General features: G+C 63.6%; 19 protein-coding genes and 1 riboswitch. Of the genes, 8 read left to right on the forward strand and 11 right to left on the reverse strand.

The window, feature by feature from the left end:
• Window positions 1-34 precede the first annotated feature (34 nt).
• Complete coding sequence (locus tag ACWHXP_RS04300) at window positions 35-1,555, reverse strand: leucyl aminopeptidase (protein ID WP_489634417.1); 1,521 nt, start codon at window positions 1,553-1,555, stop codon at window positions 35-37.
• Between the two features lie 154 nt (window positions 1,556-1,709).
• Between ACWHXP_RS04300 and lptF the strand changes: the two genes are divergently transcribed.
• The 3 genes from lptF to ACWHXP_RS04315 are packed head-to-tail and all read left to right on the forward strand — an operon-like array spanning window position 1,710 to window position 4,404.
• A complete protein-coding gene (lptF, locus tag ACWHXP_RS04305; RefSeq protein ID WP_489623238.1) occupies window positions 1,710-2,840 on the forward strand; it encodes an LPS export ABC transporter permease LptF in 1,131 nt (376 codons plus the stop codon).
• Window position 2,841: 1 nt separating this feature from the next.
• Window positions 2,842-3,972, forward strand: a complete 1,131-nt coding sequence (gene lptG / locus ACWHXP_RS04310) for an LPS export ABC transporter permease LptG (protein WP_489623237.1) — start codon at window positions 2,842-2,844, stop codon at window positions 3,970-3,972.
• 48 nt (window positions 3,973-4,020) lie between these two features.
• Complete coding sequence (locus ACWHXP_RS04315; protein WP_034335076.1) at window positions 4,021-4,404, forward strand: sirohydrochlorin chelatase; 384 nt, start codon at window positions 4,021-4,023, stop codon at window positions 4,402-4,404.
• Window positions 4,405-4,478: 74 nt separating this feature from the next.
• Here ACWHXP_RS04315 and ACWHXP_RS04320 read toward each other — a convergent pair whose 3' ends face one another.
• The 8 genes from ACWHXP_RS04320 to ACWHXP_RS04355 form a co-directional block, all read right to left on the reverse strand.
• The gene (locus ACWHXP_RS04320) at window positions 4,479-4,850 is read right to left on the reverse strand and encodes a tRNA-binding protein (RefSeq protein WP_121042096.1); all 372 of its coding nucleotides are present in this window, start codon (window positions 4,848-4,850) and stop codon (window positions 4,479-4,481) included.
• A gap of 5 nt (window positions 4,851-4,855) precedes the next feature.
• A complete protein-coding gene (gene cobA / locus ACWHXP_RS04325; protein WP_121042094.1) occupies window positions 4,856-5,617 on the reverse strand; it encodes a uroporphyrinogen-III C-methyltransferase in 762 nt (253 codons plus the stop codon).
• A gap of 37 nt (window positions 5,618-5,654) precedes the next feature.
• Window positions 5,655-6,986, reverse strand: a complete 1,332-nt coding sequence (locus tag ACWHXP_RS04330) for a sulfate adenylyltransferase subunit 1 (protein WP_489634416.1) — start codon at window positions 6,984-6,986, stop codon at window positions 5,655-5,657.
• A complete protein-coding gene (cysD, locus tag ACWHXP_RS04335) occupies window positions 6,986-7,921 on the reverse strand; it encodes a sulfate adenylyltransferase subunit CysD (protein WP_034335061.1) in 936 nt (311 codons plus the stop codon). Before cysD ends, ACWHXP_RS04330 begins: the two co-directional genes overlap by 1 nt.
• A gap of 49 nt (window positions 7,922-7,970) precedes the next feature.
• The gene (locus tag ACWHXP_RS04340) at window positions 7,971-8,702 is read right to left on the reverse strand and encodes a phosphoadenylyl-sulfate reductase (RefSeq protein ID WP_489634415.1); all 732 of its coding nucleotides are present in this window, start codon (window positions 8,700-8,702) and stop codon (window positions 7,971-7,973) included.
• Window positions 8,703-8,732: 30 nt separating this feature from the next.
• Window positions 8,733-9,260, reverse strand: a complete 528-nt coding sequence (locus ACWHXP_RS04345; RefSeq protein WP_489634414.1) for a DUF934 domain-containing protein — start codon at window positions 9,258-9,260, stop codon at window positions 8,733-8,735.
• Complete coding sequence (locus ACWHXP_RS04350) at window positions 9,253-10,950, reverse strand: nitrite/sulfite reductase (RefSeq protein WP_489623233.1); 1,698 nt, start codon at window positions 10,948-10,950, stop codon at window positions 9,253-9,255. The genes ACWHXP_RS04345 and ACWHXP_RS04350 overlap by 8 nt, the downstream gene beginning before the upstream one ends.
• A 63-nt stretch (window positions 10,951-11,013) precedes the next feature.
• Window positions 11,014-11,787, reverse strand: coding sequence for a sulfite exporter TauE/SafE family protein (locus tag ACWHXP_RS04355; RefSeq protein WP_489634413.1), 774 nt, complete (start codon window positions 11,785-11,787; stop codon window positions 11,014-11,016).
• Window positions 11,788-11,973: 186 nt separating this feature from the next.
• Here ACWHXP_RS04355 and ACWHXP_RS04360 point away from each other — a divergent pair, with 186 nt between their 5' ends.
• Window positions 11,974-12,915 (forward strand): CysB family HTH-type transcriptional regulator, encoded by a 942-nt coding sequence (locus ACWHXP_RS04360; protein WP_034333711.1) that lies wholly within the window; start codon window positions 11,974-11,976, stop codon window positions 12,913-12,915.
• A gap of 99 nt (window positions 12,916-13,014) precedes the next feature.
• On the opposite strand, the gene ACWHXP_RS04365 is transcribed toward ACWHXP_RS04360, so the two are convergent.
• Together ACWHXP_RS04365 and ACWHXP_RS04370 are read right to left on the reverse strand one after the other, a co-directional pair.
• Window positions 13,015-14,937 (reverse strand): chemotaxis protein CheA, encoded by a 1,923-nt coding sequence (locus ACWHXP_RS04365; RefSeq protein ID WP_489634412.1) that lies wholly within the window; start codon window positions 14,935-14,937, stop codon window positions 13,015-13,017.
• Entirely contained in the window at window positions 14,937-15,686 is a 750-nt protein-coding gene (locus ACWHXP_RS04370) for a protein phosphatase CheZ (protein ID WP_489623231.1), read from the reverse strand. The genes ACWHXP_RS04365 and ACWHXP_RS04370 overlap by 1 nt, the downstream gene beginning before the upstream one ends.
• A 499-nt stretch (window positions 15,687-16,185) precedes the next feature.
• Window positions 16,186-16,462: riboswitch (cobalamin riboswitch) on the forward strand.
• Between the two features lie 80 nt (window positions 16,463-16,542).
• Between ACWHXP_RS04370 and ACWHXP_RS04375 the strand changes: the two genes are divergently transcribed.
• The 4 genes from ACWHXP_RS04375 (at window position 16,543) to ACWHXP_RS04390 (ending at window position 21,097) form a co-directional block, all read left to right on the forward strand.
• Window positions 16,543-18,519 carry a TonB-dependent receptor family protein gene (locus ACWHXP_RS04375; protein WP_489634411.1) on the forward strand — a complete coding sequence of 659 codons (1,977 nt, stop codon included), beginning with the start codon at window positions 16,543-16,545 and terminating at the stop codon, window positions 18,517-18,519.
• Between the two features lie 22 nt (window positions 18,520-18,541).
• Entirely contained in the window at window positions 18,542-19,525 is a 984-nt protein-coding gene (locus tag ACWHXP_RS04380) for a FecCD family ABC transporter permease (RefSeq protein WP_489634410.1), read from the forward strand.
• Between the two features lie 5 nt (window positions 19,526-19,530).
• Window positions 19,531-20,331 (forward strand): ABC transporter ATP-binding protein, encoded by an 801-nt coding sequence (locus tag ACWHXP_RS04385; RefSeq protein WP_489635875.1) that lies wholly within the window; start codon window positions 19,531-19,533, stop codon window positions 20,329-20,331.
• 208 nt (window positions 20,332-20,539) lie between these two features.
• Complete coding sequence (locus ACWHXP_RS04390; protein ID WP_489623229.1) at window positions 20,540-21,097, forward strand: outer membrane beta-barrel protein; 558 nt, start codon at window positions 20,540-20,542, stop codon at window positions 21,095-21,097.
• Window positions 21,098-21,121: the final 24 nt, after the last annotated feature.

Here is a 21,121-nt window from a genome sequence, read left to right on the forward strand (position 1 = left end):
GCGTGGCCGGTTCCGTCTCCGTGCCGCAGGCCCATCAGGCGCGTGCCGACTTGGCGCGTGCCTGGTTGAGCAGCCAGGTCGTCAGCAGCGGTACCGGGCGGCCGGTGGCGCCCTTGGCCGCGCCGCTCTTCCAGGCGGTGCCGGCGATGTCCAGGTGGGCCCAGGTGTACTTGCGGGTGAAACGCTCCAGGAAGCAGGCTGCCGTCACGCTGCCGCCGGGCTGGCCGCCGATGTTGGCGATGTCGGCGAAGTTGGACTTCAACTGCTCCTGGTAGGCGTCCTGGATCGGCATGCGCCAGGCGGTATCGCCGCTTTCCTTGCCGGCCGCCAGCAGGGCGTTGGCCAGCTGGTCGTGGGTGTCATCCTCGCGGGTGAACAGGCCCGTGTTGTGATGGCCCAGGGCCACCACGCAGGCACCGGTCAGGGTGGCGATGTCGACCACGGCAGCCGGCTTGAAGCGTTCCACATAGGTCAGCGCGTCGCACAGGATCAGGCGGCCTTCGGCGTCGGTGTTCAGGACTTCGATGGTCTGGCCGGACATCGAGGTGACGATGTCGCCCGGCTTGGTGGCGCGGCCCGAGGGCATGTTTTCGCAGGTCGGGATGACGCCGATGACGTTCAGTTTCAGGCCCAGTTCGGCGATAGTGCGGAAGGTACCCAGCACCGAGGCGGCACCGCACATGTCGTACTTCATCTCGTCCATGTTCAGACCCGGCTTGAGGGAGATGCCGCCGGTGTCGAAGGTGATGCCCTTGCCGACCAGCACCACGGGTGCATCCTTGGCCTTGCCGCCCAGGTGCTTCAGGACGATGAACTTGGGCGGCTGGTCGCTGCCGTTGGTGACCGACAGGAAGCTGCCCATCTTGAGCGCTTCGAGCTGCTTGCGCTCCAGCACTTCCACACCCAGCTTGAATTCCTTGGCCAGCTTCTTGGCGGTCGTGGCCAGGTAGGTCGGGGTACAGACGTTGCCGGGCAGGTTGCCCAGTTCCTTGGTCAGTGCCATGCCGTTGGCCAGCGCCACGGCCTCGCCCAGGGCGGCCTTGGCGGCAGCGCCTTGCTCGGCGGCGACCAGCAGGGTGATCTTCCTGACGCCGGTGGGGGCCGGATCCTTCTTGCTCTTCATCGTGTCGGAACGATAGACGGCGTCACGGCCGGCCAGCACCACGGTGCGGATGGCCCAGTTCAGGCCACGGCCCTTGATGGCGTCGAAGGGCAGGGCCAGGGCGGCGTCGTCACAGCCCAGGGTGGCCAGTGCGCGCACCAGGGCGCCGCTGGCGGCGGCGAAGTTCTTGTCCGCGGCCTCGTCTTCGTTGCCCAGTCCCAGCAGCACGATGCGTTCGGCGGCGATGCCGGTCACGCCGCGCAGCAGCAGGGTCGAGCCCGGCTTGCCGGAAATGTCGCCCGACTTCAGCGCGGCGCTGATGGCGCCCAGCTTGTCGAGGGCACCGGCGGCCTTGGACAGCTTGCGGTTTTCATAGATGCCAACGACCAGTGCGCCGGTCTTTACGCCCGTCAAGGCGTTTTTTGCGTCCAATGTTTTTGTGCTAAAGTCCATCGTTCGTCCTTTATATGAATTACTTGGCGATTATAGAGCCCATTTCGTCGCGACGCGCGCATGAGTTCTGTCAGGTGAGCCAGCCTCGCACACGATGCCGGGCACCGGCCATCCCTACAACGATCCCGACACCAGAAACCAAGCCAGCATTCCCATGATTTTCCAACGCGCCCTACGACGCGAACTGACCAGCACCGCAGGTGGGGTCTTCACTACGCTGTTCACCATCACGCTGACGGTGATGCTGATCAAGATCCTCGGCCAGGCCGCAGGCGGCCAGGTTGCGTCGCAAGACGTGCTGGCCCTGATCGGCTTCCAGTCGCTGAACTACATGCCCATCATCCTGATCCTCACCGGTTTCATCTCGGTGCTGCTGGTGATGACGCGCAGTTACCAGGATTCCGAGATCGTGGTCTGGTTCGCCTGCGGCATGTCGCTCACGCGCTGGATCGGGCCGGTGATTCGCTTCGGCTGGCCCATCGTGGCCCTGGTGGCGGCGCTGTCCTTCGTGGTGACGCCCTGGGCCAACGAACAGAGCAGCGAATACCGCAGCCGCTTCGAACAGCGCGAGGACATCGCCCGCGTCTCTCCCGGCAAGTTCCAGGAGTCGGCGGCGGCCAACCGGATCTTCTTCGTCGAGGGTATTTCCGGCGATGCCTCCAAGGTGCGTAACATCTTCGTCAATACCATCAACGCCGACGGCAAGAACAGCGTGGTCGTCGCCAAGGAAGGCGAGACCCAGATCGATCCTGATGGCGAGAAGTTCGTGGTCATGAACAAGGGCCGCCGTTACGATGGCTCGCCCAGCCTGCCGGATTTCCAGATCGTCGATTTTGAACGCTATGGCCTGCTGATCGGCAACCAGTCGCAGAGCGCCGCCGGCGAACGCTCGGCGCGCGCCTTGCAGATGAAGGAACTGCTGGCCAAGCAGGACGGCTATGCGCGCGGCGAACTGCTGTGGCGCATCGCCCTGCCGCTGATGGCGCTGGCGCTGATGCTGCTGGCCATTCCGCTGTCCTTCGTGAACCCGCGTGCCGGCCGTTCGCTGGGGCTGCTGGTGGCCTTGCTGCTGTTCGTCGTCTACTCCAATACGGTCAGCGTGTTCCAGGCTTCGGTGGCGCAGCAGCGCATGAGTTTCGTGATGGCCTGGTGGCCGGTCCACCTGTTCGTGGTGGCGCTGATCGTGGGCATGTTCGTCCTGCGCCTGAACATCAATCATCCCTATCACCCATCCCGGATGTGGAGCCGAGTGCGCCGCGCCCTGACGTTCAAGCGCGAGGCCTGAGATGAGAGTCATCCAACGTTATTTCACTGCCGAGATCACCCGCTCGGTGCTGTTCGCACTGGCGGCCTTCCTGGCGCTGTTCGCCTTTTTCGAGATGATGGGCCAGCTGGAGCAGGTCGGCCGCAATGGCTACAAGCTGCAGCAGGCGGTGTTCTATGTGCTCATGGGCTTGCCCGGCAATGTCTATGAACTGATGCCGACGGCGGTGCTGATCGGTACCATCTACACGCTCTCGCAACTGGCGGCGCGCTCGGAATTCACCATCATGCGTGTCTCCAGCATGTCCACCGGCATGGCGGCCAAGGTGCTGCTGCGCATCGGTGTGGGCTTTGCGGTGCTGACCATCGTGTTCGGCGAACTGATCGCGCCCAAGGCGTCCGAGTGGGCCGAGAAGCTCAAGCTGCAGGCGCAGGGGGCATCGATGTCTTCGCAGTTCCGCTCGGGCATGTGGGCCAAGGACGTCATCAAGGACAACGGCCTGGAAGGCAACGTCACCGGCAGCCGCTTCATCAACATCCAGACCGTGCAACCGGATGGCCGCATCGAAGGTGTCAAGCTGTACGAGCTCGATACCGACTTCCACATGGCGCGCATGGTCGTGGCCAAGGATGGCATCTATGAGGGCAATCATCAGTGGCTGCTCAACGACGTGGTGCAATCGGACTTCGTCGGCGGCAAGGACCGCAAGATCACCGAGCCGGTCAAGACCGTGAAGCTGCCGCAGCTGAAGCTGGTGTCGGAAGTGACGCCGGAAATTCTCTCGGTGCTCTTCGCCGATCCGGACCGCATGTCGGCTTATGACCTGCTGGCCTACACCAAGCATTTGGAAGCCAACAATCAGCGCACCGACCGTTACGAAATCGCGTTCTGGAAGAAGATCGTTTATCCGCTGTCGATCTTCGTGATGCTGGCGCTGGCCTTGCCGTTTGCCTACCTGCATTTCCGTGCCGGTGGCGTGAGCCTGAAGATCTTCACCGGCATCATGATCGGCGTCTGCTTCCAGCTCATCAACAGCCTGTTCTCCCATCTGGGTCTGCTCAATACCTGGCCGGCCTTCATGACCGCAGCCTTGCCCAGCCTGCTGTTCATGGTGCTGGCCATTGGCGCGCTGTGGTGGGTGGAACGGACCTGAGTCCGTCCTGCGATTTCGTTTATTTAGCCTGAAAGACTGCTGCACATCATGAGCCAAGCCACCTCCCAAAGCCTGATCCTGTTCGCCCACGGCGCTCGCGACCCTGCCTGGGCTGCGCCTTTCGAGCGCCTGCGCGCGCTGACGCAGGCGGCCATGCCGGGGACCAGCGTGGAGCTGGCCTTTCTGGAACTGATGCAGCCGGACCTGCCGACCGTGGCGGCGCGGCAGATTGCCGCCGGCAGCCGGCGCGTGACTGTCATTCCGGTATTCCTGGGGCAGGGCGGCCACGTGCGCCGTGATCTGCCGGAACTGCTGGAGCAATTGCGCCAGGCGCATCCGGGTGTGGACGTGCGCACCGTCGCTGCAGTTGGCGAGGATGAGGCGGTGTTGCAGGCGATTGCGGCGTATTGCGTGGGGACGGTCAATAGCTGATCCGGCGGTCAGCACTCCTGGATGCGACGATGGCCCGGAAACGGGCCATCTTTTTTTGCCGGGGCGTGAGCGCTTCAGAACAGGCGAGCGCCGTTGGGCACGGCCTGGTCGGGCTTGAACAACACTACCTCGCCCTGGGCGTCAGGAAAGCCCAGCGTCAGGACTTCCGACATGAACTTGCCGATCTGACGCGGCGGGAAATTCACTACCGCCGCCACTTGGCGGCCGACCAGTTGCTCCAGCGTGTAGTGGGTGGTGATCTGGGCACTGCTCTGGCGCACGCCGATGCCCGGGCCGAAATCGATCTTCAGTTTGAACGCAGGCTTGCGTGCTTCAGGGAAGGCGTCTGCGGCGATGATGGTGCCGATGCGGATATCGACCTTGAGGAAGGCCTCGAAATCGATGGCAGCAGCTGCAGGGGCGGCAGGGTCGTGGAGCAGGTGCATGAGCTTCAGTCCCGATCCGCCAGCGCCGGCCCGATCATCACCAGCACCGGCCCGCTGCAGGCCTGCAGTCCGGCTTCCAGGCCGGCCAGTTGCAGATGGTAGATGTGCTCGTCAGGACGGCTGCAGTTCTCCACCACCACGACCGGCGTATCGGGCGCATGGCCCAAAGCCAGCAAGCGCTGCGCAGTGGCCGTGGCTTCGCGTCCGCCCATGTACTGCACCAGCGTATCGCCATTGGGCATGCGCACTTCATCCGGCTCATCCACGCCCGTGCTGGAAGTGAACAGCGAGACGCTGCGCGCAATCCCGCGCCGCGTGAGCGGACGCTTGGCGGCGGAGGCGGCTGCCAGTGCGGCAGTAATGCCGGGGACGATTTCGTAAGGGATGTGGTTGGCTTCAAGCGCCCGCATCTCTTCATCGGCACGGCCGAAGAGCATGGGGTCGCCGCCTTTGAGGCGCACCACGCGGCGGTACTGCTGCGCGGCTTCGACCAGCTTCTGGTTGATCACCGGCTGGGCCGTGGAGCGCTGGCCGCTGCGCTTGCCGACCGACACCTGCACGGCTTGCGGGCACAGGGCCAGGATCTCTTCTGTGACCAGGGCATCGTGCAGCACGATGTCGGCTTGCGCCAGCAGGCGTGCGGCGCGTACCGTCAACAGGTCAGCGGCCCCGGGGCCGGAGCCGATCAGCCACACCATGCCCGGATGCTCCGGGCTGGGGGCGGGTGAATCGGAAGAAGGTGAAGTCGCTGCCTGTTGGGTGGCCATGGCCTGGTCGAAGAGACGATTGCGGATCGAAGGAAATTCAGTCGATCCGAATCATACCAGCGGCCACCGTCTGGTGGCTCACTTCGTCGATCAGGATGAAGGCACCGGTGGCACGGATGTCCTGGTAGGCATCGGCCGCGATGGGCTGCTGCACGTTCACGCTGATGCGGGCGATGTCATTGAGCTTGAGCGTATCGGCGGGACGGCGTTCCTGGGTGTTGATGTCCAGCAGCGTATCGACCTTGGCCACGCGCGCCGCCACCTGCTTGGTGGTGTGCTTGAGCCAGTACTTGCGGCGCAGGTCCAGCGGTTCTTCGGAGAGCCAGCACACATCCGCGTTGACAGTCTTCAGGATGGTGGAGGGCTGTGCCTCGGCGGCCAGCAGGTCGCCGCGCGAGATGTCCAGATATTCGTCCAGCAGGAGGGTCACTGACTGGCCGGCCGTGGCCGATTCCAGTGAACCGTCCAGGGTCTGGATGTCCTTGACGGTGGCGCTCTGGCCGCTGGGCAGCACTACCAGCTTGTCACCCTTGGCCACCTTGCCGGCTTCGATGCGGCCCATGTAGCCACGGAAGTCATTGGCTTCATGGCCGTTGTGGCGCGCCACCAGCTGCACCGGGAAGCGGAAGGCTTCCTCGTGCGCATCTTCATACACCGACAGCGACTCCAGCAGGGTGATCAGCGTCGGACCCTGGTACCAGGGCATGCGCGCGCTGGCCTCCACCACGTTGTCGCCGGCCAGCGCCGACAGCGGGATGGCGTGCACATCCTTCAAGCCCAGTTGCTGCGCGAATTGCTGGTAAGCACCGACGATGCGTTCATAGACGGTCTGGTCGTAGTCCACCAGGTCCATCTTGTTGACGGCCACGATCACGTGCTGGATCTGCAGCAGGTGGGCGATGGTGGAGTGGCGCTTGGTCTGGGTCAGCAGTTCCACGCTGCCATCGTCGCCCAGCTTCACCTTGGACACGTCCACCAGGATGATCACGGCGTCGGCAGTCGAGGCACCGGTCACCATGTTGCGGGTGTACTGCTCATGGCCCGGGGTGTCGGCGATGATGAACTTGCGCTTGGGAGTGGCAAAGTAGCGATAGGCCACGTCGATGGTGATGCCTTGCTCGCGCTCGGCTTCCAGGCCATCGGTGAGCAGCGACAGGTCGACCGTGTCGCCCACGGTACGCTTGTGCTTGGCGCGCGAAATGGCATCGAGCTGGTCGGCGAAAATGCCCTTGCTGTCGAACAGCAGGCGGCCGATCAGGGTGCTCTTGCCATCGTCCACGGAACCGGCGGTGATGAAGCGCAGCAGGCCGCGTTCGTGCGGTTGCGCGGAGGCCTGGGCCAGTTGTGCTTGGGTTGCGGCGGCGTTCATCAGAAATATCCTTCCTTCTTGCGTTTTTCCATCGAGGCTTCGGACGTCTGGTCGTCCATGCGGGTCGCGCCGCGCTCGGTAATCTGGGTCACTGCGGTCTCGGCGATGATGGCTTCCACGGAAGCGGCATCGGAAGACACCGGGCAGGTGCAGGAGATGTCGCCCACGGTGCGGAAGCGCACGACCTGCTTCTCCACGGTCTCGCCTTCGCGCGCCGGGGTGAGGTCGGTGAGCGGCACCAAGAGGCCATTGCGCGGAATCACCTCGCGCTCATGGGCAAAGTAGATCGAGGGCAGGGCCAGCTTTTCGCGGGCGATGTACTGCCACACGTCCAGTTCGGTCCAGTTCGAGATGGGGAAGACGCGCATGTTCTCACCCGGATGCACGCGGGTGTTATACAGGTCCCACAGCTCGGGGCGCTGGGCCTTGGGGTTCCATTGGCCGAATTCGTCGCGGAAGGAAAAGATGCGTTCCTTGGCGCGGGCCTTTTCTTCATCACGGCGCGCGCCGCCGATACAGGCGTCGAACTTGAATTCTTCGATGGTTTCCAGCAGCGTCACGGCTTGCGCGGCGTTGCGCGAATCGGTTTGCGGGTTGCGCAGGCGCACGGTGCCGCGCTTGATCGAATCTTCCACCGAACGCACCACCAGGCGCTCGCCCAGTTCAGCGGCGCGGCGGTCACGGAATTCGATGACTTCCGGGAAGTTGTGGCCGGTGTCGATGTGCACCAGCGGGAAGGGGAACTTGCCGGGACGGAAGGCTTTCTCGGCGATGCGCAGCAGCACCACCGAGTCCTTGCCGCCGGAGAACAGCAGCGCCGGGTTGCTGCACTCGGCCGCGACCTCGCGCATGATGTGGATGGCTTCCGATTCCAGCCAGTCGAGGTGACGGTTGCTGGCGTTGTCCAAAAAGAGGGTGTCTACCGCAGTGTTCATGCCGGACCTTCCGATGCGTTGCTTGTTGTTGCTTTGATTGAATTCTGGTTCAGCTCGCCGCATGCGCCTTGATGCGCACCAGCTTGCCGTCGACCACGTGCAGGCCGCATTCCTTGGAGTCGGGGTTCTCCCACCACCAGCGGCCGGCGCGGATATCTTCACCGGGCTGGATGGCGCGGGTACAGGGCTCGCAGCCAATGGACGGGTAACCCTGGTCGTGCAGCGGGTTGTAGGGCACGTCGTTGGTGCGGATGTAGTCCCACACGTCCTGTTCCGACCAGTCGGCCAGGGGGTTGAACTTCTCCATGCCGTGGGCTTCGTCCCGTTCCTGCACGTGCAGCTCGGCCCGCGTAACCGATTGCGCGCGGCGCTGGCCGGTGACCCACGAGGCCTTGCCCTGCAGGGCGCGATTGAGCGGCTCCATCTTGCGGATGTGGCAGCACTCCTTGCGCAGTTCCACGCTGTCGTAGAAGGCGTTGGCGCCGTGCTTCTGCACGTAGGCTTCCACCGCCTCAGGCTGGGGACGATAGGGCGCGACCTCGTAATCGTAGGTCTCGCGGATGCGGTCCAGCATGCCTACGGTTTCCTTGTGCAGGCGGCCGGTTTCCAGGGTGAAGATGCTGATGCGATCCTGCAGCTGGCCGCGCAGGATCAGGTCGGTCAGCACCATGTCTTCGGCCGCCAGGCTGGAGGCCAGCGCCGCCGGGGCGTACTCGGCGGCGATGCGTTCCAGCCTGGCCTGGGTCTTGGCGATGAGTTCTTGCAAGCCTGGGGTAGCCATGGGCTGTCCTTCCTTCTTCACGATCGCGCCTCAGTCGGCGGTTTGCACGGTTTCGCGCTTGACGCGGCGGAACAGCGGGTTCTTCTCGTCCCAGGAGGTTTGGTACTTTTCGGAGAAGTCGGTCAGGCCCTTGACGGCGTCGTGGATGTTCTTGTCGGCACGCACGGCGAAGGCGTCGAAGCCCACGCGCTGCATGTAGAACAGCTGGTCGCGCAGCACGTCGCCGATGGCGCGCAGCTCGCCGGTGTAGCCCAGGCGGGCACGCAGGTTGTAAGCGATGGAATAGCCACGGCCATCGGCGAACTTGGGGAAGTCCACGGCGACGACCTTGAAGCTGTCCAGCTGGCCCTTCAGTTCTTCCGGACGTTCATCGCTGGCCAGCCAGACGCCGATCTCGGCGCGCGACTTCAGGGCCTCGCCCTGGGCCTGCCATACCTTCAGCGGCACGATCACGCGGCCTTGCGGCACGGTCACGGTGTCTGCGGTCTCACCTTCAGCCAGGCGCAGGACGGTCCAGTCGTCGCTGACGACGGTCTTGTTCTTGATGATTTCAGGCATTTGCGTCTTCTCCTGCGACATACTCGGCCGAACGGATCGGCGTTGCGTAAACGAATTCCTTGAACGGGGTCACACCGATGCGGCGCACGGTGTCGATGAAGCGTTCTTCCTCGGTGCGCTGCTTGACGTACACCTGCAGCAGGCGGTCGATCACGGTCGGCATCTGGGTGGCCGAGAACGAGGGGCCGATGATCTTGCCGATCGAGGACTCGTTGCCCTGGGCGCCGCCCAGCGACACCTGGTACCACTCGGAACCATCCTTGTCCACGCCCAAGATGCCGATGTTGCCCACGTGGTGGTGGCCGCAGGCGTTGATGCAACCGGAGATGTTCAGTTCGATGTCGCCGATGTCATGCTGGAAGTCGATGTTCTCGAACTTCTCGGCAATGGCCTGGGCGATCGGGATCGACTTGGCATTGGCCAGCGAGCAGAAATCGCCGCCGGGGCAGCAGATGATGTCGGTCAGCAGGCCGATGTTGGGCGTCGCCAGTCCATGCGACTTGGCGGCCTTCCACAGGGCATACAGGTCGGATTGCTTGACGTCGGCCAGCACCAGGTTCTGTTCGTGGGTCACGCGCAGTTCGCCGAAGCTGTATTGATCAGCCAGGTCGGCCACGAAGTTCATCTGGTCGGCAGTGATGTCGCCCGGGGGCACGCCCGGCTTTTTCAGCGACAGGATCACGGCGGCATAGCCGGCCTGCTTGTGCGCCTTGACGTTGCGCTTGATCCAGTTGGCGAAGCCACGGTCTTCGGCCTTCAGGCGTTCGTATTCCGCATCCATGGCCGGCAGCGTTTCGTAGGCCGGATCGGTGAAGAACTTGGCCACGCGCTGCAGTTCTTCTTCGGTCAGGGTGGAAGGGCCATCCTTGATCTCGGCCCATTCTTCTTCCACCTGGCGCGCGAACTCCTCGGGGCCGATGGCCTTGACCAGGATCTTGATGCGCGCCTTGTACATGTTGTCGCGGCGGCCGTACTGGTTGTAGACGCGCAGGATCGCTTCCAGATAGGACATGGCGTGCTTCCAGGGCAGGAAGTCACGGATCACGCTGCCCAGGATGGGGGTGCGGCCCATGCCGCCGCCCACCAGCACGCGGAAGCCGACTTCGCCGGCTTCGTTCTTGATGACGTGCAGGCCGATGTCATGTACTGCGGTCGCGGCGCGGTCTTCGGCAGCGCCGCTGATGGCGATCTTGAACTTGCGCGGCAGGTAGGCGAACTCGGGGTGGAAGGTGCTCCACTCGCGGATCAGTTCGGCGTAGGGGCGCGGATCGACGATTTCGTCGGCGGCCACGCCGGCCAGTTCGTCCGAGGTGGTGTTGCGAATGCAGTTGCCGGAAGTCTGGATGGCGTGCATTTCCACGCTGGCCAGCTGTTCCAGGATTTCAGGCGACTCTTCCAGCTTGATCCAGTTGAACTGGATGTTCTGGCGGGTGGTGAAGTGACCATAGCCGCGGTCGTACTTGACGGCGATCTCGGCGAACTTGCGCAGTTGATTGGAGGCCAGCATGCCGTAGGGAATGGCGATGCGCAGCATGTAGGCATGGCGTTGCAGGTAGAGCCCGTTCTGCAGACGCAGGATGCGGAATTCGTCTTCGGCCAGCTCATCGGACAGGCGCCGACGCACCTGGTCCCGGTATTGTGCGACTCGCTCTTTGACGATCAGGTGATCGTATTGGTCATAGCGGTACATCTTGTCTTCCCTGTTAACGTCTTATGGGCGACCGGATCAGGGTGCGCCCGATTGAAAATGAGCCTACCAAATCAGCTTGACTGCAACGCTCGTCAGCGTAATGGCCAGCAGGCCGCGCAAGAATTTCTCCGGCACCGCTCGCGCAGCGAGCGATCCGATGGTGATGCCCGGCACCGATCCCAGCAACAAGGTCGCCAGCAGTTCCCAGTTGATCGAACCCAGCCACCAGTGGCCCAGCGCCGCAATCGCGGTCAGCGGCACGGCATAGGCAATGTCGGTGCCGGCAATCTCCGCCGGAGACAGGCGAGGATACAGCAACACGAGTAAGGTGGCGCCGACGGCACCGGCACCGATGGAAGAAATCGTCACCAGCGTGCCCAGCAGGGCACCGGCGGCGATGGTGGCGTTGGCGAGCGTGGCACCCTGCAGCTGGCGTTGCGGATGGGCATTGAGCCAGGCTTGCATGCGTGCGCGGAACAGCAGGGCCACCACGGTCAGGAACACCGAGATCGCAATCGAATAGCGGATGGTCAGCGCAATGCCGTCGCTGACGGCACCGAAGTGCTTGAGCAGCAGGGTGGTCACGAGCGCAGCGGGCAGGGCGCCATAGGACAGGCGGCGCACCACCTCCCAGCGCACTGTACCCTTGAAACGATGGGCCAGGGTGCCGGCGGTCTTGGTGGCGGAGGCGAACGCCAGGTCGGTGCCCACCGCCACCGAGGGATGAATGCCGAACAGCAAGGTCAACAGCGGTGTCATGAGCGAGCCGCCACCGACCCCGGTCAGTCCGACCAGCAGTCCAACGGCAAATCCGCTTACTACATAAGAAACAGTCATAACACCTCGCCCATTAGTCTGCGAATCGTAATAAACTTATGTTTCAAACCAAACTACATAGTATTTATTTGCTTATATACGCCTTTGGCATATGGAAATGCGCCAAACGAGGCAGGTAAGGCCGGTGAGGCCGGCAAGGCAGGCGCGGTGCGCCGCCATACCAGGTAGAAGCGAAGGAATTCCCTCATGAATCTTCATCAATTCCGTTTCGTTCGTGAAGCGGTAAGGCAGAACTTCAACCTCACGGAGGCCGCCAAGGCTCTGTATACCTCGCAGCCCGGGGTCTCCAAGGCCATCATCGAGCTGGAGGAGGAGCTGGGCGTGGACATCTTCACGCGCCACGGCAAGCGTATTCGCGGCCTGACCGAGCCGGGCCGCGCGGTGCTGCGCTCGGTCGAGCTGATCATGCAGGAAGTGGATGGCCTCAAACGTATCGGCAAGGAATTCGCCGCCCATGACAGCGGCAGTTTCACCATCGCCACCACCCACACCCAGGCGCGCTATGCGCTGCCCAAGGTGGTGCAGGCCTTCACCCAGAAGTATCCGAAAGTGCATCTTTCATTGCTGCAGGGCAATCCCAAGCAAATCACCGAGATGGTGCGCAACGACCAGGCAGACATCGCCATCGCCACCGAGGCGCTGGCCTCAGGCGAGGGATTGGTCTCGCTGCCTTGTTATCAGTGGGAGCATGTGGTGGTGGTGCCGCCGGATCACCCCTTGCTGCAGTCCAGAAGCCTGACGCTGGAAGAGATTGCCGGCAATCCCCTGATTACCTACGATTCCGCTTTCAGCGGCCGCAGCAAGATCGACCATGCCTTCTCGCTGCGCCAGTTGAAGCCTGACGTGGTGCTGGAAGCCATCGATGCCGACGTCATCAAGACCTACGTGGAGCTGGGCATGGGCGTGGGCATCATCGCCGGCATCGCCTTCGATGCCGAGCGTGACCGTGGCTTGCGGGCCATTCCGGCCGGCCACCTGTTCGGCACCAATGTCTCGCGGGTGGCCTTGAAGCAAGGGGCGTATTTGCGGGGATATGTCTATACCTTCATTGAATTGCTGGCACCGACCCTCAATCGCAAGCTGATTGCGCAGGTCATGGAAGGCGAGAAGGACATGTATGAACTTTAAGGCGTAAGGCCCGGCGCCGAGCAGTGCGCCAGGCCTGAAACAAAACGGCCGGATCCTTGCAGATCCGGCCGTTTGCGTTTGCAGCGCTGGGCGGCAATCTTATGCCACCGCCGTGCGTTCCAGGTCGCGGCAGCCATCCAGCAGGAAGGACAGGCCCACCACGAGCACCAGTTCACCTTCGGCCGAACGGGCCGTACCGGTGATGCCGGCAGTGTGGATCGCGGTCAGCGGCTTGATCACGAGATCGGCCGTGCCTTCCACCGATTCCACGCCCAGGATGTAGGGGTGGGGAACCGCCATGACGATACCCACTCGCTCATTGCCCGGCTCGTAGCCCAGCACGCCGGCCAGCGAATTGACCGGCAGCGGACGGCCCTGGTCGCGCAGCACCGGTGCGCCACCGACTTCGTCGAAGGTTTCCGGCAGCTCGACCACGCGCTCCACCACCGCCATCGGCAGGGCCAGCGGAGCACCGGCGCAGCGCACCAGCATGGTCGGGATGATCGACAGTTCGATGGGCAGGCGGATCGAGAACTTGGTGCCCTTGCCGATGGTGGATTCGATGCGGATGGTGCCGCGATGCTTTTCCACCGCCGTCTTGACCACGTCCATGCCCACGCCGCGTCCGGAGACGCTGGAGGCCACTTCCTTGGTGGAGAAACCGGGCAGGAACACCAGCTGCAAGGCTTCGTCGGAGGTCAGCGCCTGGTGTTCGTTGATCAGGCCCTTGGCCAGCGCCTTGTTGCGCAGCATGTCCGGGTCCATGCCCTTGCCGTCATCGAAGACTTCGATCATGACGCTGCTGCCGGCCTGCCAGGCGTTGAGCGAAATGGTCGCCTTGTTGGGCTTGCCGGCGGCGGCGCGGTCCACTTCGATACCGTGGTCCAGCGAGTTGCGCAGCATGTGCACCAGCGGGTCGTAGAGGCTGTCCACCACCACGCGGTCGACTTCGGTTTCGGCACCGGTGATGACCAGGTCGACGTCCTTGCCGAGGTCCTTGGCCAGTTCGCGCACCAGTCGGGGGAATTTCTGGAACAGGCGGCCGACCGGCTGCATGCGCGTGGACAGCGTGGCGCGTTGCAGTTCGCTGGAGTAGCGCGAGGCGCGGCCCAGGGTTTCGGCCAGGGTCGACATCAGGGCCGCAGCGGTCCCTTCGAACTTGAACTGCTGCAGCTTTTCCAGCAGCACGGCAGCCTGGTTGGCGGCCTGCACCGATTCGCCGGCCACTTCCAGCAGGGCGTCCAGCTTGACGGCATCGATACGGATGCTTTCTTCCTTGGCGCCGCCAGGGGAATCGGTGGCGCGGCGATTCTGCTGTACCGGCGCGGCGGCCTTGGGCTCGCCATCGGCTGCGGGCGCGGCAGGCGCGGCAGCAGCGGGTGCCGCTGCGGCGGCAGCCACCGGGGCCGCCTCGGCGCTACCCTCCGCGACCGGCGCGGCAGCCGCACCGGGCACCAGGGCCTGGTAGAGGGCGGGCCAGTCCAGTTCGCCATTCTTCATCACGCTGGCACTGCCATCGACGCTGACGGCGGCCACTGCAGCGGCGGCTGCGGGCGCGGCCACCGGTGCTGCGGCTGCCGGGGCAGGCGCTGCTGCCGCTGCTGCCGCTGGGGCAGGGGCCGGCGTGGATTCGCTCTTGCCTTCGATGGCCTGGGTCAGGATGTCCTTCAGTTCGGCCGGCATGGAGGCCAGGCTGTCGGGTGCGGCACCGTTGGACAATTCGGTCAACTGGTCGGCCACGAAGCCGCTGGCCTGCAGCGCCGCTTCGATGGCCAGCGGCGTGACCGGGGCCTTGCCGGTGCGCAGCGCATCGAACAGGTTTTCGGTCAGGTGGCAGGCCGACACCATGGCCGGCAGGTTCACGAACCCGGCGCCACCCTTGATGGTGTGGAATGCGCGGAAGACCGCGTTGAGGATTTCAAGGTCATCAGGATGTCGTTCCAGCGTCAGCAGGTGCTCTTCCACGTTGGTGGCGAGATCCAACGCTTCAACGACAAAATCCTTGAGCATTTCGTCATCCATTAGAACCCCAGGCTATCGAGTAAGTCGTCCACATCGTCCTGACCCATGGCGGTGCCGCCCACGGAGGGGCCATTCATCAGGGTTACCGGTTTTTCCGCATCGATCTGCGCCTTGACTTCCGGCGGTGCATTGTCGCGCAGCAGTTGCGCCAGCTCGCGCTCGGCGGAAGCGGTGATGGCCACGATCTTCTTGATCAACTGGCCGGTGATGTCCTGGAAGTCCTGGGCCATCATGATTTCCAGCATGCGCGCCTTTTCCGCCTCGGTCGATTCCATCACCGAATTGGAGAACTTCTGCGAGTCGCCCGCCAGTGCCTTGAATTCCTCGATGTTCATCTGGCCGGCATACAGCTTGGTCCAGCGCGCGTTGATGTCCTTGGCTTGCTCCTGCAGGCGGTCTTGGGCCGGCATGCCGGAGTCCAATGCATTGAGCACCTTGTTGGCGGCCTGCTCGGTGAGGGTGGCGATGTGTTCCAGACGGCTCTGGGCGTCGCCGATCTGCTCGGCCACGTCGGTCAGCGAGCGGTCGTAGCCGAGTTCGCGCATGGAGTCGTGCAGCAGGCGCACGATACCGCCCAGGCGTTCGTACATGGGCTTGTCGCTCTGGTCCTCCTGTTCGCCTGCAGCCGCTTCTTCGGTGCCGGCGGCGGCGGGGGCGGCGGCAGCGGCAGCCGGTTCGGCAGTCATGCCCGGTAGCGTCTGCGAGGAAATTTCGTCAAACAATGCTTCCAGATCAACGTCGTCGCTCATGATTACTGATTCTCCCAACAAAGGTGTGCGCTCGTCGGCGCACTGCTGTGCAAAGTTGCCCGTAGGCGGATCTAATGCGTCGTTCCGGGAGGCACAGCCACTACCACCGCCCCGATATCAGACAGATATCGGCAGCCAGAGGCAGTCTCTGAAGGCCCGCAGACCACGACAACGTTCAGGATGACAGTGAGGCCGGCCGACCACGCAAGGGTCCGCCGGTCGACGATGCCATGGCGCCGAGTATAGGACCGCTTGGCGTGATCTCATCGGCCAAACAGCGAGTGAAATCCCCCATTTGTTTCAATTTTTCGGCCCCACCACAAAAAATTGGCAAGAACCGCGATTCAAATGTTTTTTGATAGAAAAATCGAATTTTTTCTATATATCACTGCTGAGGATGGATTTTATCCGGCTTTTTCCTGAAAGCAATTGCGGCTGTCCCGCTTGTGCTGATTTACATCATCTGGGTGCTGCGGCTTGTGGCGTGTACGCCGCACGCCTACAATGGCGCGGTTTTGGTGCCCGCCGGCGTGTCCTCGCCGGCAGTTAAACGGGAAACACGCGCCAGGCCGCCTGCAGCCAGCAGGGCGGTCAGCCAAGGTGTACTGCCCCCGCAACGGTAACCAGGTGCCGGCGACGATGTGACGATGCGTCACGTCTCGCCGGCGAGACCTCTTCCACGCCACTGTGTTTTTGCGCGAACGTTCACTTCGCCACATGGGAAGGCCGATGGTCATGCCTGCAGTCCGGAGACCGGCCAGAACAGGAGGAGCCCGCACAACCAATACTGGTGCGGTTTTCCGTTGATTGCGGCCCGCGGGGAGGCAGGCTGCACAGATTCTTGACCTGATTTTTCATGCATATCGCTTATTTCCAGGCCCGCTGTGGCGGTCCTCGCCCCCGTATTGCCCTGCGCACTGCCAGTGCGCTGATTCTTTCGGCTTTCGCTGCGTCGACCCACGCCGCCGATACCAGCCAGCCGCTGTCGGCGGTAGTGGTCTCGGCCTCGCGCTTCCCCAATGATCCGGCATTCCCGCCGGTCGCTGCCACCGTCATCACCGCCGAGCAGATCCGCGAAGCCGGCATCGACAACGCCAACGAAGCCATCCGCAAGCTGGGCGGCGTCTACGGGCGCCAGAGCCTGTCCGGCCCGCGCGACTTCCCGCTGGACCTGCGCGGCTTCGGCACCAATGGCGACCAGAACATGGTGGTGCTGGTCGATGGCGTGCGCATTTCCGAGAATGAACTGGCCACGCCGCTGCTGTCGGCGATCCCCATCGAGACCATCGAGCGCATCGAGATCGTGCGCGGCGGCAGCAGCGTGCTGTATGGCAGCGGCGCTACCGGCGGCACCATCCAGATCATCACGCGCCGCCCGCAGGCCAATACCGTGCGCGGAACCGTGATCGGCGAAGTCGGCAGCAACGGTCAGCGCGCCGGCCGGGCAGCGGTTTCGCGCGGCTGGGACAACATGTCCATCGACGCCAGCTATGCCAAGTCGCATGCCGACAACTGGCGCGACAACAGCAAGTCCGATCAGGAAAATTTCAGTACCACGGTGCAGTGGTTCGCCAGCGACTGGCGCTTCGGCCTGCGCGCCAACTTGTCGCGCGCCGATTTCGGCCTGCCGGGCAGCCTGAGCCAGGCGCAATATGACGCCAATGCGCGCCAGACCAGCAAGCCGCTGGATCACGGCTCCTATGACAATGACAGCATCACCGCCTTTCTGGAGCGCCGCTTCGGTGCCTTCGACGTGGCGGCCGAGCTGTCGCATCGGGAGAAGATTTCGCGCTCCACCTATGTCAGCAGCGGCTCCACCGCGCAAGCCAACATCCGGACCACCCAGTTCTCGCCGCGCCTGCGTCACGTGCTCGACAGCGGCCTGTGGAAGAACGAAGCCATTGCCGGTGTGGACCTGGCCGAATGGAGTTCGGCCACCAATGCCAGCTATGGCAACAGCGATGCCTCCCAGCATTCGAAGGCGCTGTACCTGCGCGATGAAATCGAGTTTGACCGCAACGCTCGCCTCGCTGCCGGCGTGCGCCGCGAGCAGTTCACCCAGCAGAGCGATTCCGGCGCCTATGGCCGCACCAGCGCCGTCAATGCCTGGGATCTGCAAGCCAGCTATGCGCCGCTGCCGCTGCTGCGCGGCTTCGTCAAGACCGGCCAGAGCTATCGCCTGGCAACTGCCGACGAGAACGGCTTCACGGCCTTGCCCAGCGGCGCGGTCCTGAAACCGCAGGTCTCGCATGACCTGGAACTGGGCGCGACCCTGGGCCATACGGCGCGCCAGGTGACGCTGCGCTGGTTCCGCCATCGCGTGCGCGACGAGCTGTATTATGACCCGACCGCCAACGGTGGCTTCGGAGCCAACAGCAACCTGGCACCGACCCGCCATCAGGGCGTGGAACTGGAAGGCCGTGTGCAGCTGACCGAGACCCTGGGCTGGAGTGCCACCTACCAGCACATCAATGCGCGTTTCGAGGAAGGCGACAATAGTGGCAAGCAACTGGCGCTGGTGCCGGCCAATACGCTGTCGACCCGCCTGAACTGGAAGTCCGGACAGCAAAGCGCCGACGTCGGTGCACGCTGGGTGGACCGCCAGCGCATGGGCAACGACTTCGCCAACACCTGCGCGCGCATGCCTTCGTTCACTACCTTCGATGCGCGGTATGCGGTGCGTGTCAGCGCCTGGGAATTTGCCGTCACGGGGACCAATCTGGCTGATCGCAAGTATTACTCGCAGGCCTATGACTGCAGTGGCGGGGCGGTCTCGGGCATCTATCCGGAGGACGGACGGGCCCTGAAATTCACCGCCCGCTACGACTTCTGATGCTGACCTGATCCTGGCCCCGATGCGACGTTACCTGCCTGTGCTGTGCACCTTGCTGCTGCTGTCCCTGCTGGCCTTGTCGGCGGCGGTGCTGTGCGGCAGTACTGGCTGTTTGCGTCCTTCGGCCTCCGCCGACCAGGTGGCGATGCTGTTGTCGCTGCGCGTGCCACGCGCGCTGACCGCCTTTGCCGTGGGCGGCGCGCTGGCCCTGTCGGGGGCGCTGATGCAGGTACTGTTGCGCAATCCGCTGGCCGATCCCTATGTATTGGGCTTGTCGGGCGGTTCGGCGGCCGGGGCCTTGCTGGCCATGCTGGCAGCCCTGCGGCTGGGCTGGCCGGTACAGGCCGTCACCGCACCCGGCGCCTTGCTGGGCGCGGGGCTGGCGATGCTGCTGCTGTTCGGGCTGGTGCGCCCCTCGCTGCGGCATCTGGCGGTGTCTCCCTTGTTGTCCAGCCAGCACCTGTTGCTGACGGGTGTGATGCTGGCAGCGGGTTTCGGCGCGCTGATTTCGCTGGCGCTGTCGATTGCGCCGGATGCGCAGTTGCGCGGCATGGTGTTCTGGCTGATCGGCGACCTCGACGATGCGCGCCTGCTGCCGTTGATGGCACCGGTGTTGCTGCTGGCATTGCTGTGGAGCTGGCGTCATGCGCCCTCGCTCAATCTGCTGGCACGCGGCGATGCCTTTGCGCAGTTGCTGGGCGTGCCGGTGATGCGCCTGCGGGTGATGCTGCTGTGTGTGGCGGCCGCGTGCACGGCCAACGCCGTGGCGATGGCAGGGACCATCGGCTTCGTCGGACTGGTGGTGCCGCATGGCTTGCGCCTGCTGGTTGGCAATGACCAGCGCCTGCTGCTGCCGGCCTGTGTCCTGGGCGGCGGGGCCATGCTGACGCTGGCGGATTTGCTGGCGCGTACCGTGGCCGCACCGGTGCAACTGCCGGTGGGAGTGATCACGGCACTGGTGGGCGTGCCAATGTTCCTGTGGCTGCTGGCGCGGAGCCGCCCATGACGAATATGACGCATTCTTCAGTGCCCGTTCTGCAGACCCGCCAGCTGGCGGTGTGCGCGGGTGAGCGTGTCCTGCTGCAGGCGCTGGACTGGCAGGTGCGCGCGGGTGAATTCTGGTGCGTGCTGGGGCGCAACGGGGTCGGCAAAAGCAGCCTGCTGCATGTACTGGCCGGCTTGCAGGCGGCGCATGCCGGCGAGGTTCTGCTGCAGGGAAGGGCGCTGTCGTCCTTTTCGCCGTCGCAACTGGCCTTGCAGCGCGGCCTGCTGTTGCAACATCAACAGGATGCGTTTTCGCTGCCGGTGCTGGATGCCGTCATGGCGGGCCGCTTTGCCCATGGCGATGGCTGGGGCGGGCCTGAGAAGGACAGCGCGCTGGCCTTGTCCGCCCTCGGACAGGTCGGCCTGTCCGGCTTGGCGGGGCAGGATCTGTTGCGGCTGTCCGGCGGGGAGCGCCAGCGCGTGGCGCTGGCGACCTTGCTGGTGCAGGCTCCCGCGCTCTGTCTGCTGGATGAGCCGACCTCGCATCAGGATATCGCGGCCCAATTGCAGGTAATGCAATTGCTGCAGGAATGGGCGCAGGAGGGCAGGGCCGTGGTAGCCAGTTGTCACGATATCAATCTGGCGCGGCGCTTTGCCTCGCATATCCTGCTGCTCGACGGCAGCACCGCGCACGGCGGCACCGCGGAAGCCATCCTGCAGCCTGCAGCGCTGGAGGCGGCGTATGGATGCCGCTTCTTCCCGGTCGCGAGCCCGGACGGTGTGGTGTTCGTGGCGAGCCAGGGTGAGCAGGAGAAGCGCAGGGTTTGAAGGAAGCTTCGTATTCTCATCTGCTGATATGTTGTTTTTCAACAAAAGAGCTCAAAAAATCAACAGAAAACTCTTTACCAATATTTACGAATTCTCGCCTCCCGATATAATTGCCGCCGGGGAAAAACCCTGACGAAGTACTGACAATTATTTAGGGATATCAGGAATGAAAAAGAATATCGCATCAGCAGTTACAGCAATCGCAGCAATGATGGCCGCCGGTTCGGTGGCAGCGCAGACCGTTGACAGCGGCGTGTACATCGGCCTGGAAGGCGGCGTCGCCACCATCAGCAGCATCGCTACCCCGACCAACGGCGTGAAGACCTCCGAAACCAACGAAACCGGTGCCCTGCGCGCCCTGGTTGGTTATCAGATCAACAAGAACTTCGCGATCGAACTGGGTTACTTCGCCACCGACGACTTCAAGCAAGACGGTACCAACCGCACCGGTACCGTGCGTTACAACGTCAAGGCTGACGTCAAGGGCGCCGATCTGTCCGTGATCTACAAGTTCACCGAATTCGTGCCGGGCCTGTACCTGAAGGCGGGTGCGACCCGCTCCAAGGTTTCCCTGGAACTGAGCCAGCCGTCCGGCACGAGCTCCTTCTCGCAAACCGGTACCGGTTACCTGTACGGCCTGGGCTATGAGTTCGCCGTGGCGAAGAACGTTGGCATCAACGTTGGCTACACCCGCTTCGAAAAGCTGGGTGGCGAAAGCGACAACAAGATGAATCTGTACTCGGCTGGCGTGAAGTACAAGTTCTAAGTTTTACCTGCAGTTTTGCGGGTC

The sequence above is a fragment of the Herbaspirillum sp. Her2 genome (assembly GCF_057961375.1).

What these genes read in the sequence shown, in the direction of transcription:
- ACWHXP_RS04315 (WP_034335076.1), top strand. Translation starts at nt 4,021, where the DNA reads ATGAGCCAAGCCACCTCCCAAAGCCTGATCCTGTTCGCCCACGGCGCT.
- ACWHXP_RS04385 (WP_489635875.1), top strand. Translation starts at nt 19,531, where the DNA reads ATGACGCATTCTTCAGTGCCCGTTCTGCAGACCCGCCAGCTGGCGGTG.
- ACWHXP_RS04360 (WP_034333711.1), top strand. Translation starts at nt 11,974, where the DNA reads ATGAATCTTCATCAATTCCGTTTCGTTCGTGAAGCGGTAAGGCAGAAC.
- ACWHXP_RS04300 (WP_489634417.1), bottom strand. Translation starts at nt 1,555, where the DNA reads ATGGACTTTAGCACAAAAACATTGGACGCAAAAAACGCCTTGACGGGC.
- ACWHXP_RS04390 (WP_489623229.1), top strand. Translation starts at nt 20,540, where the DNA reads ATGATGGCCGCCGGTTCGGTGGCAGCGCAGACCGTTGACAGCGGCGTG.
- ACWHXP_RS04375 (WP_489634411.1), top strand. Translation starts at nt 16,543, where the DNA reads ATGCATATCGCTTATTTCCAGGCCCGCTGTGGCGGTCCTCGCCCCCGT.
- cobA (WP_121042094.1), bottom strand. Translation starts at nt 5,617, where the DNA reads ATGGCCACCCAACAGGCAGCGACTTCACCTTCTTCCGATTCACCCGCC.
- ACWHXP_RS04320 (WP_121042096.1), bottom strand. Translation starts at nt 4,850, where the DNA reads ATGCACCTGCTCCACGACCCTGCCGCCCCTGCAGCTGCTGCCATCGAT.
- lptG (WP_489623237.1), top strand. Translation starts at nt 2,842, where the DNA reads ATGAGAGTCATCCAACGTTATTTCACTGCCGAGATCACCCGCTCGGTG.
- cysD (WP_034335061.1), bottom strand. Translation starts at nt 7,921, where the DNA reads ATGAACACTGCGGTAGACACCCTCTTTTTGGACAACGCCAGCAACCGT.
- ACWHXP_RS04380 (WP_489634410.1), top strand. Translation starts at nt 18,542, where the DNA reads ATGCGACGTTACCTGCCTGTGCTGTGCACCTTGCTGCTGCTGTCCCTG.
- ACWHXP_RS04330 (WP_489634416.1), bottom strand. Translation starts at nt 6,986, where the DNA reads ATGAACGCCGCCGCAACCCAAGCACAACTGGCCCAGGCCTCCGCGCAA.
- ACWHXP_RS04340 (WP_489634415.1), bottom strand. Translation starts at nt 8,702, where the DNA reads ATGGCTACCCCAGGCTTGCAAGAACTCATCGCCAAGACCCAGGCCAGG.
- ACWHXP_RS04370 (WP_489623231.1), bottom strand. Translation starts at nt 15,686, where the DNA reads ATGAGCGACGACGTTGATCTGGAAGCATTGTTTGACGAAATTTCCTCG.
- ACWHXP_RS04350 (WP_489623233.1), bottom strand. Translation starts at nt 10,950, where the DNA reads ATGTACCGCTATGACCAATACGATCACCTGATCGTCAAAGAGCGAGTC.
- ACWHXP_RS04355 (WP_489634413.1), bottom strand. Translation starts at nt 11,787, where the DNA reads ATGACTGTTTCTTATGTAGTAAGCGGATTTGCCGTTGGACTGCTGGTC.
- ACWHXP_RS04345 (WP_489634414.1), bottom strand. Translation starts at nt 9,260, where the DNA reads ATGCCTGAAATCATCAAGAACAAGACCGTCGTCAGCGACGACTGGACC.
- ACWHXP_RS04365 (WP_489634412.1), bottom strand. Translation starts at nt 14,937, where the DNA reads ATGGATGACGAAATGCTCAAGGATTTTGTCGTTGAAGCGTTGGATCTC.
- lptF (WP_489623238.1), top strand. Translation starts at nt 1,710, where the DNA reads ATGATTTTCCAACGCGCCCTACGACGCGAACTGACCAGCACCGCAGGT.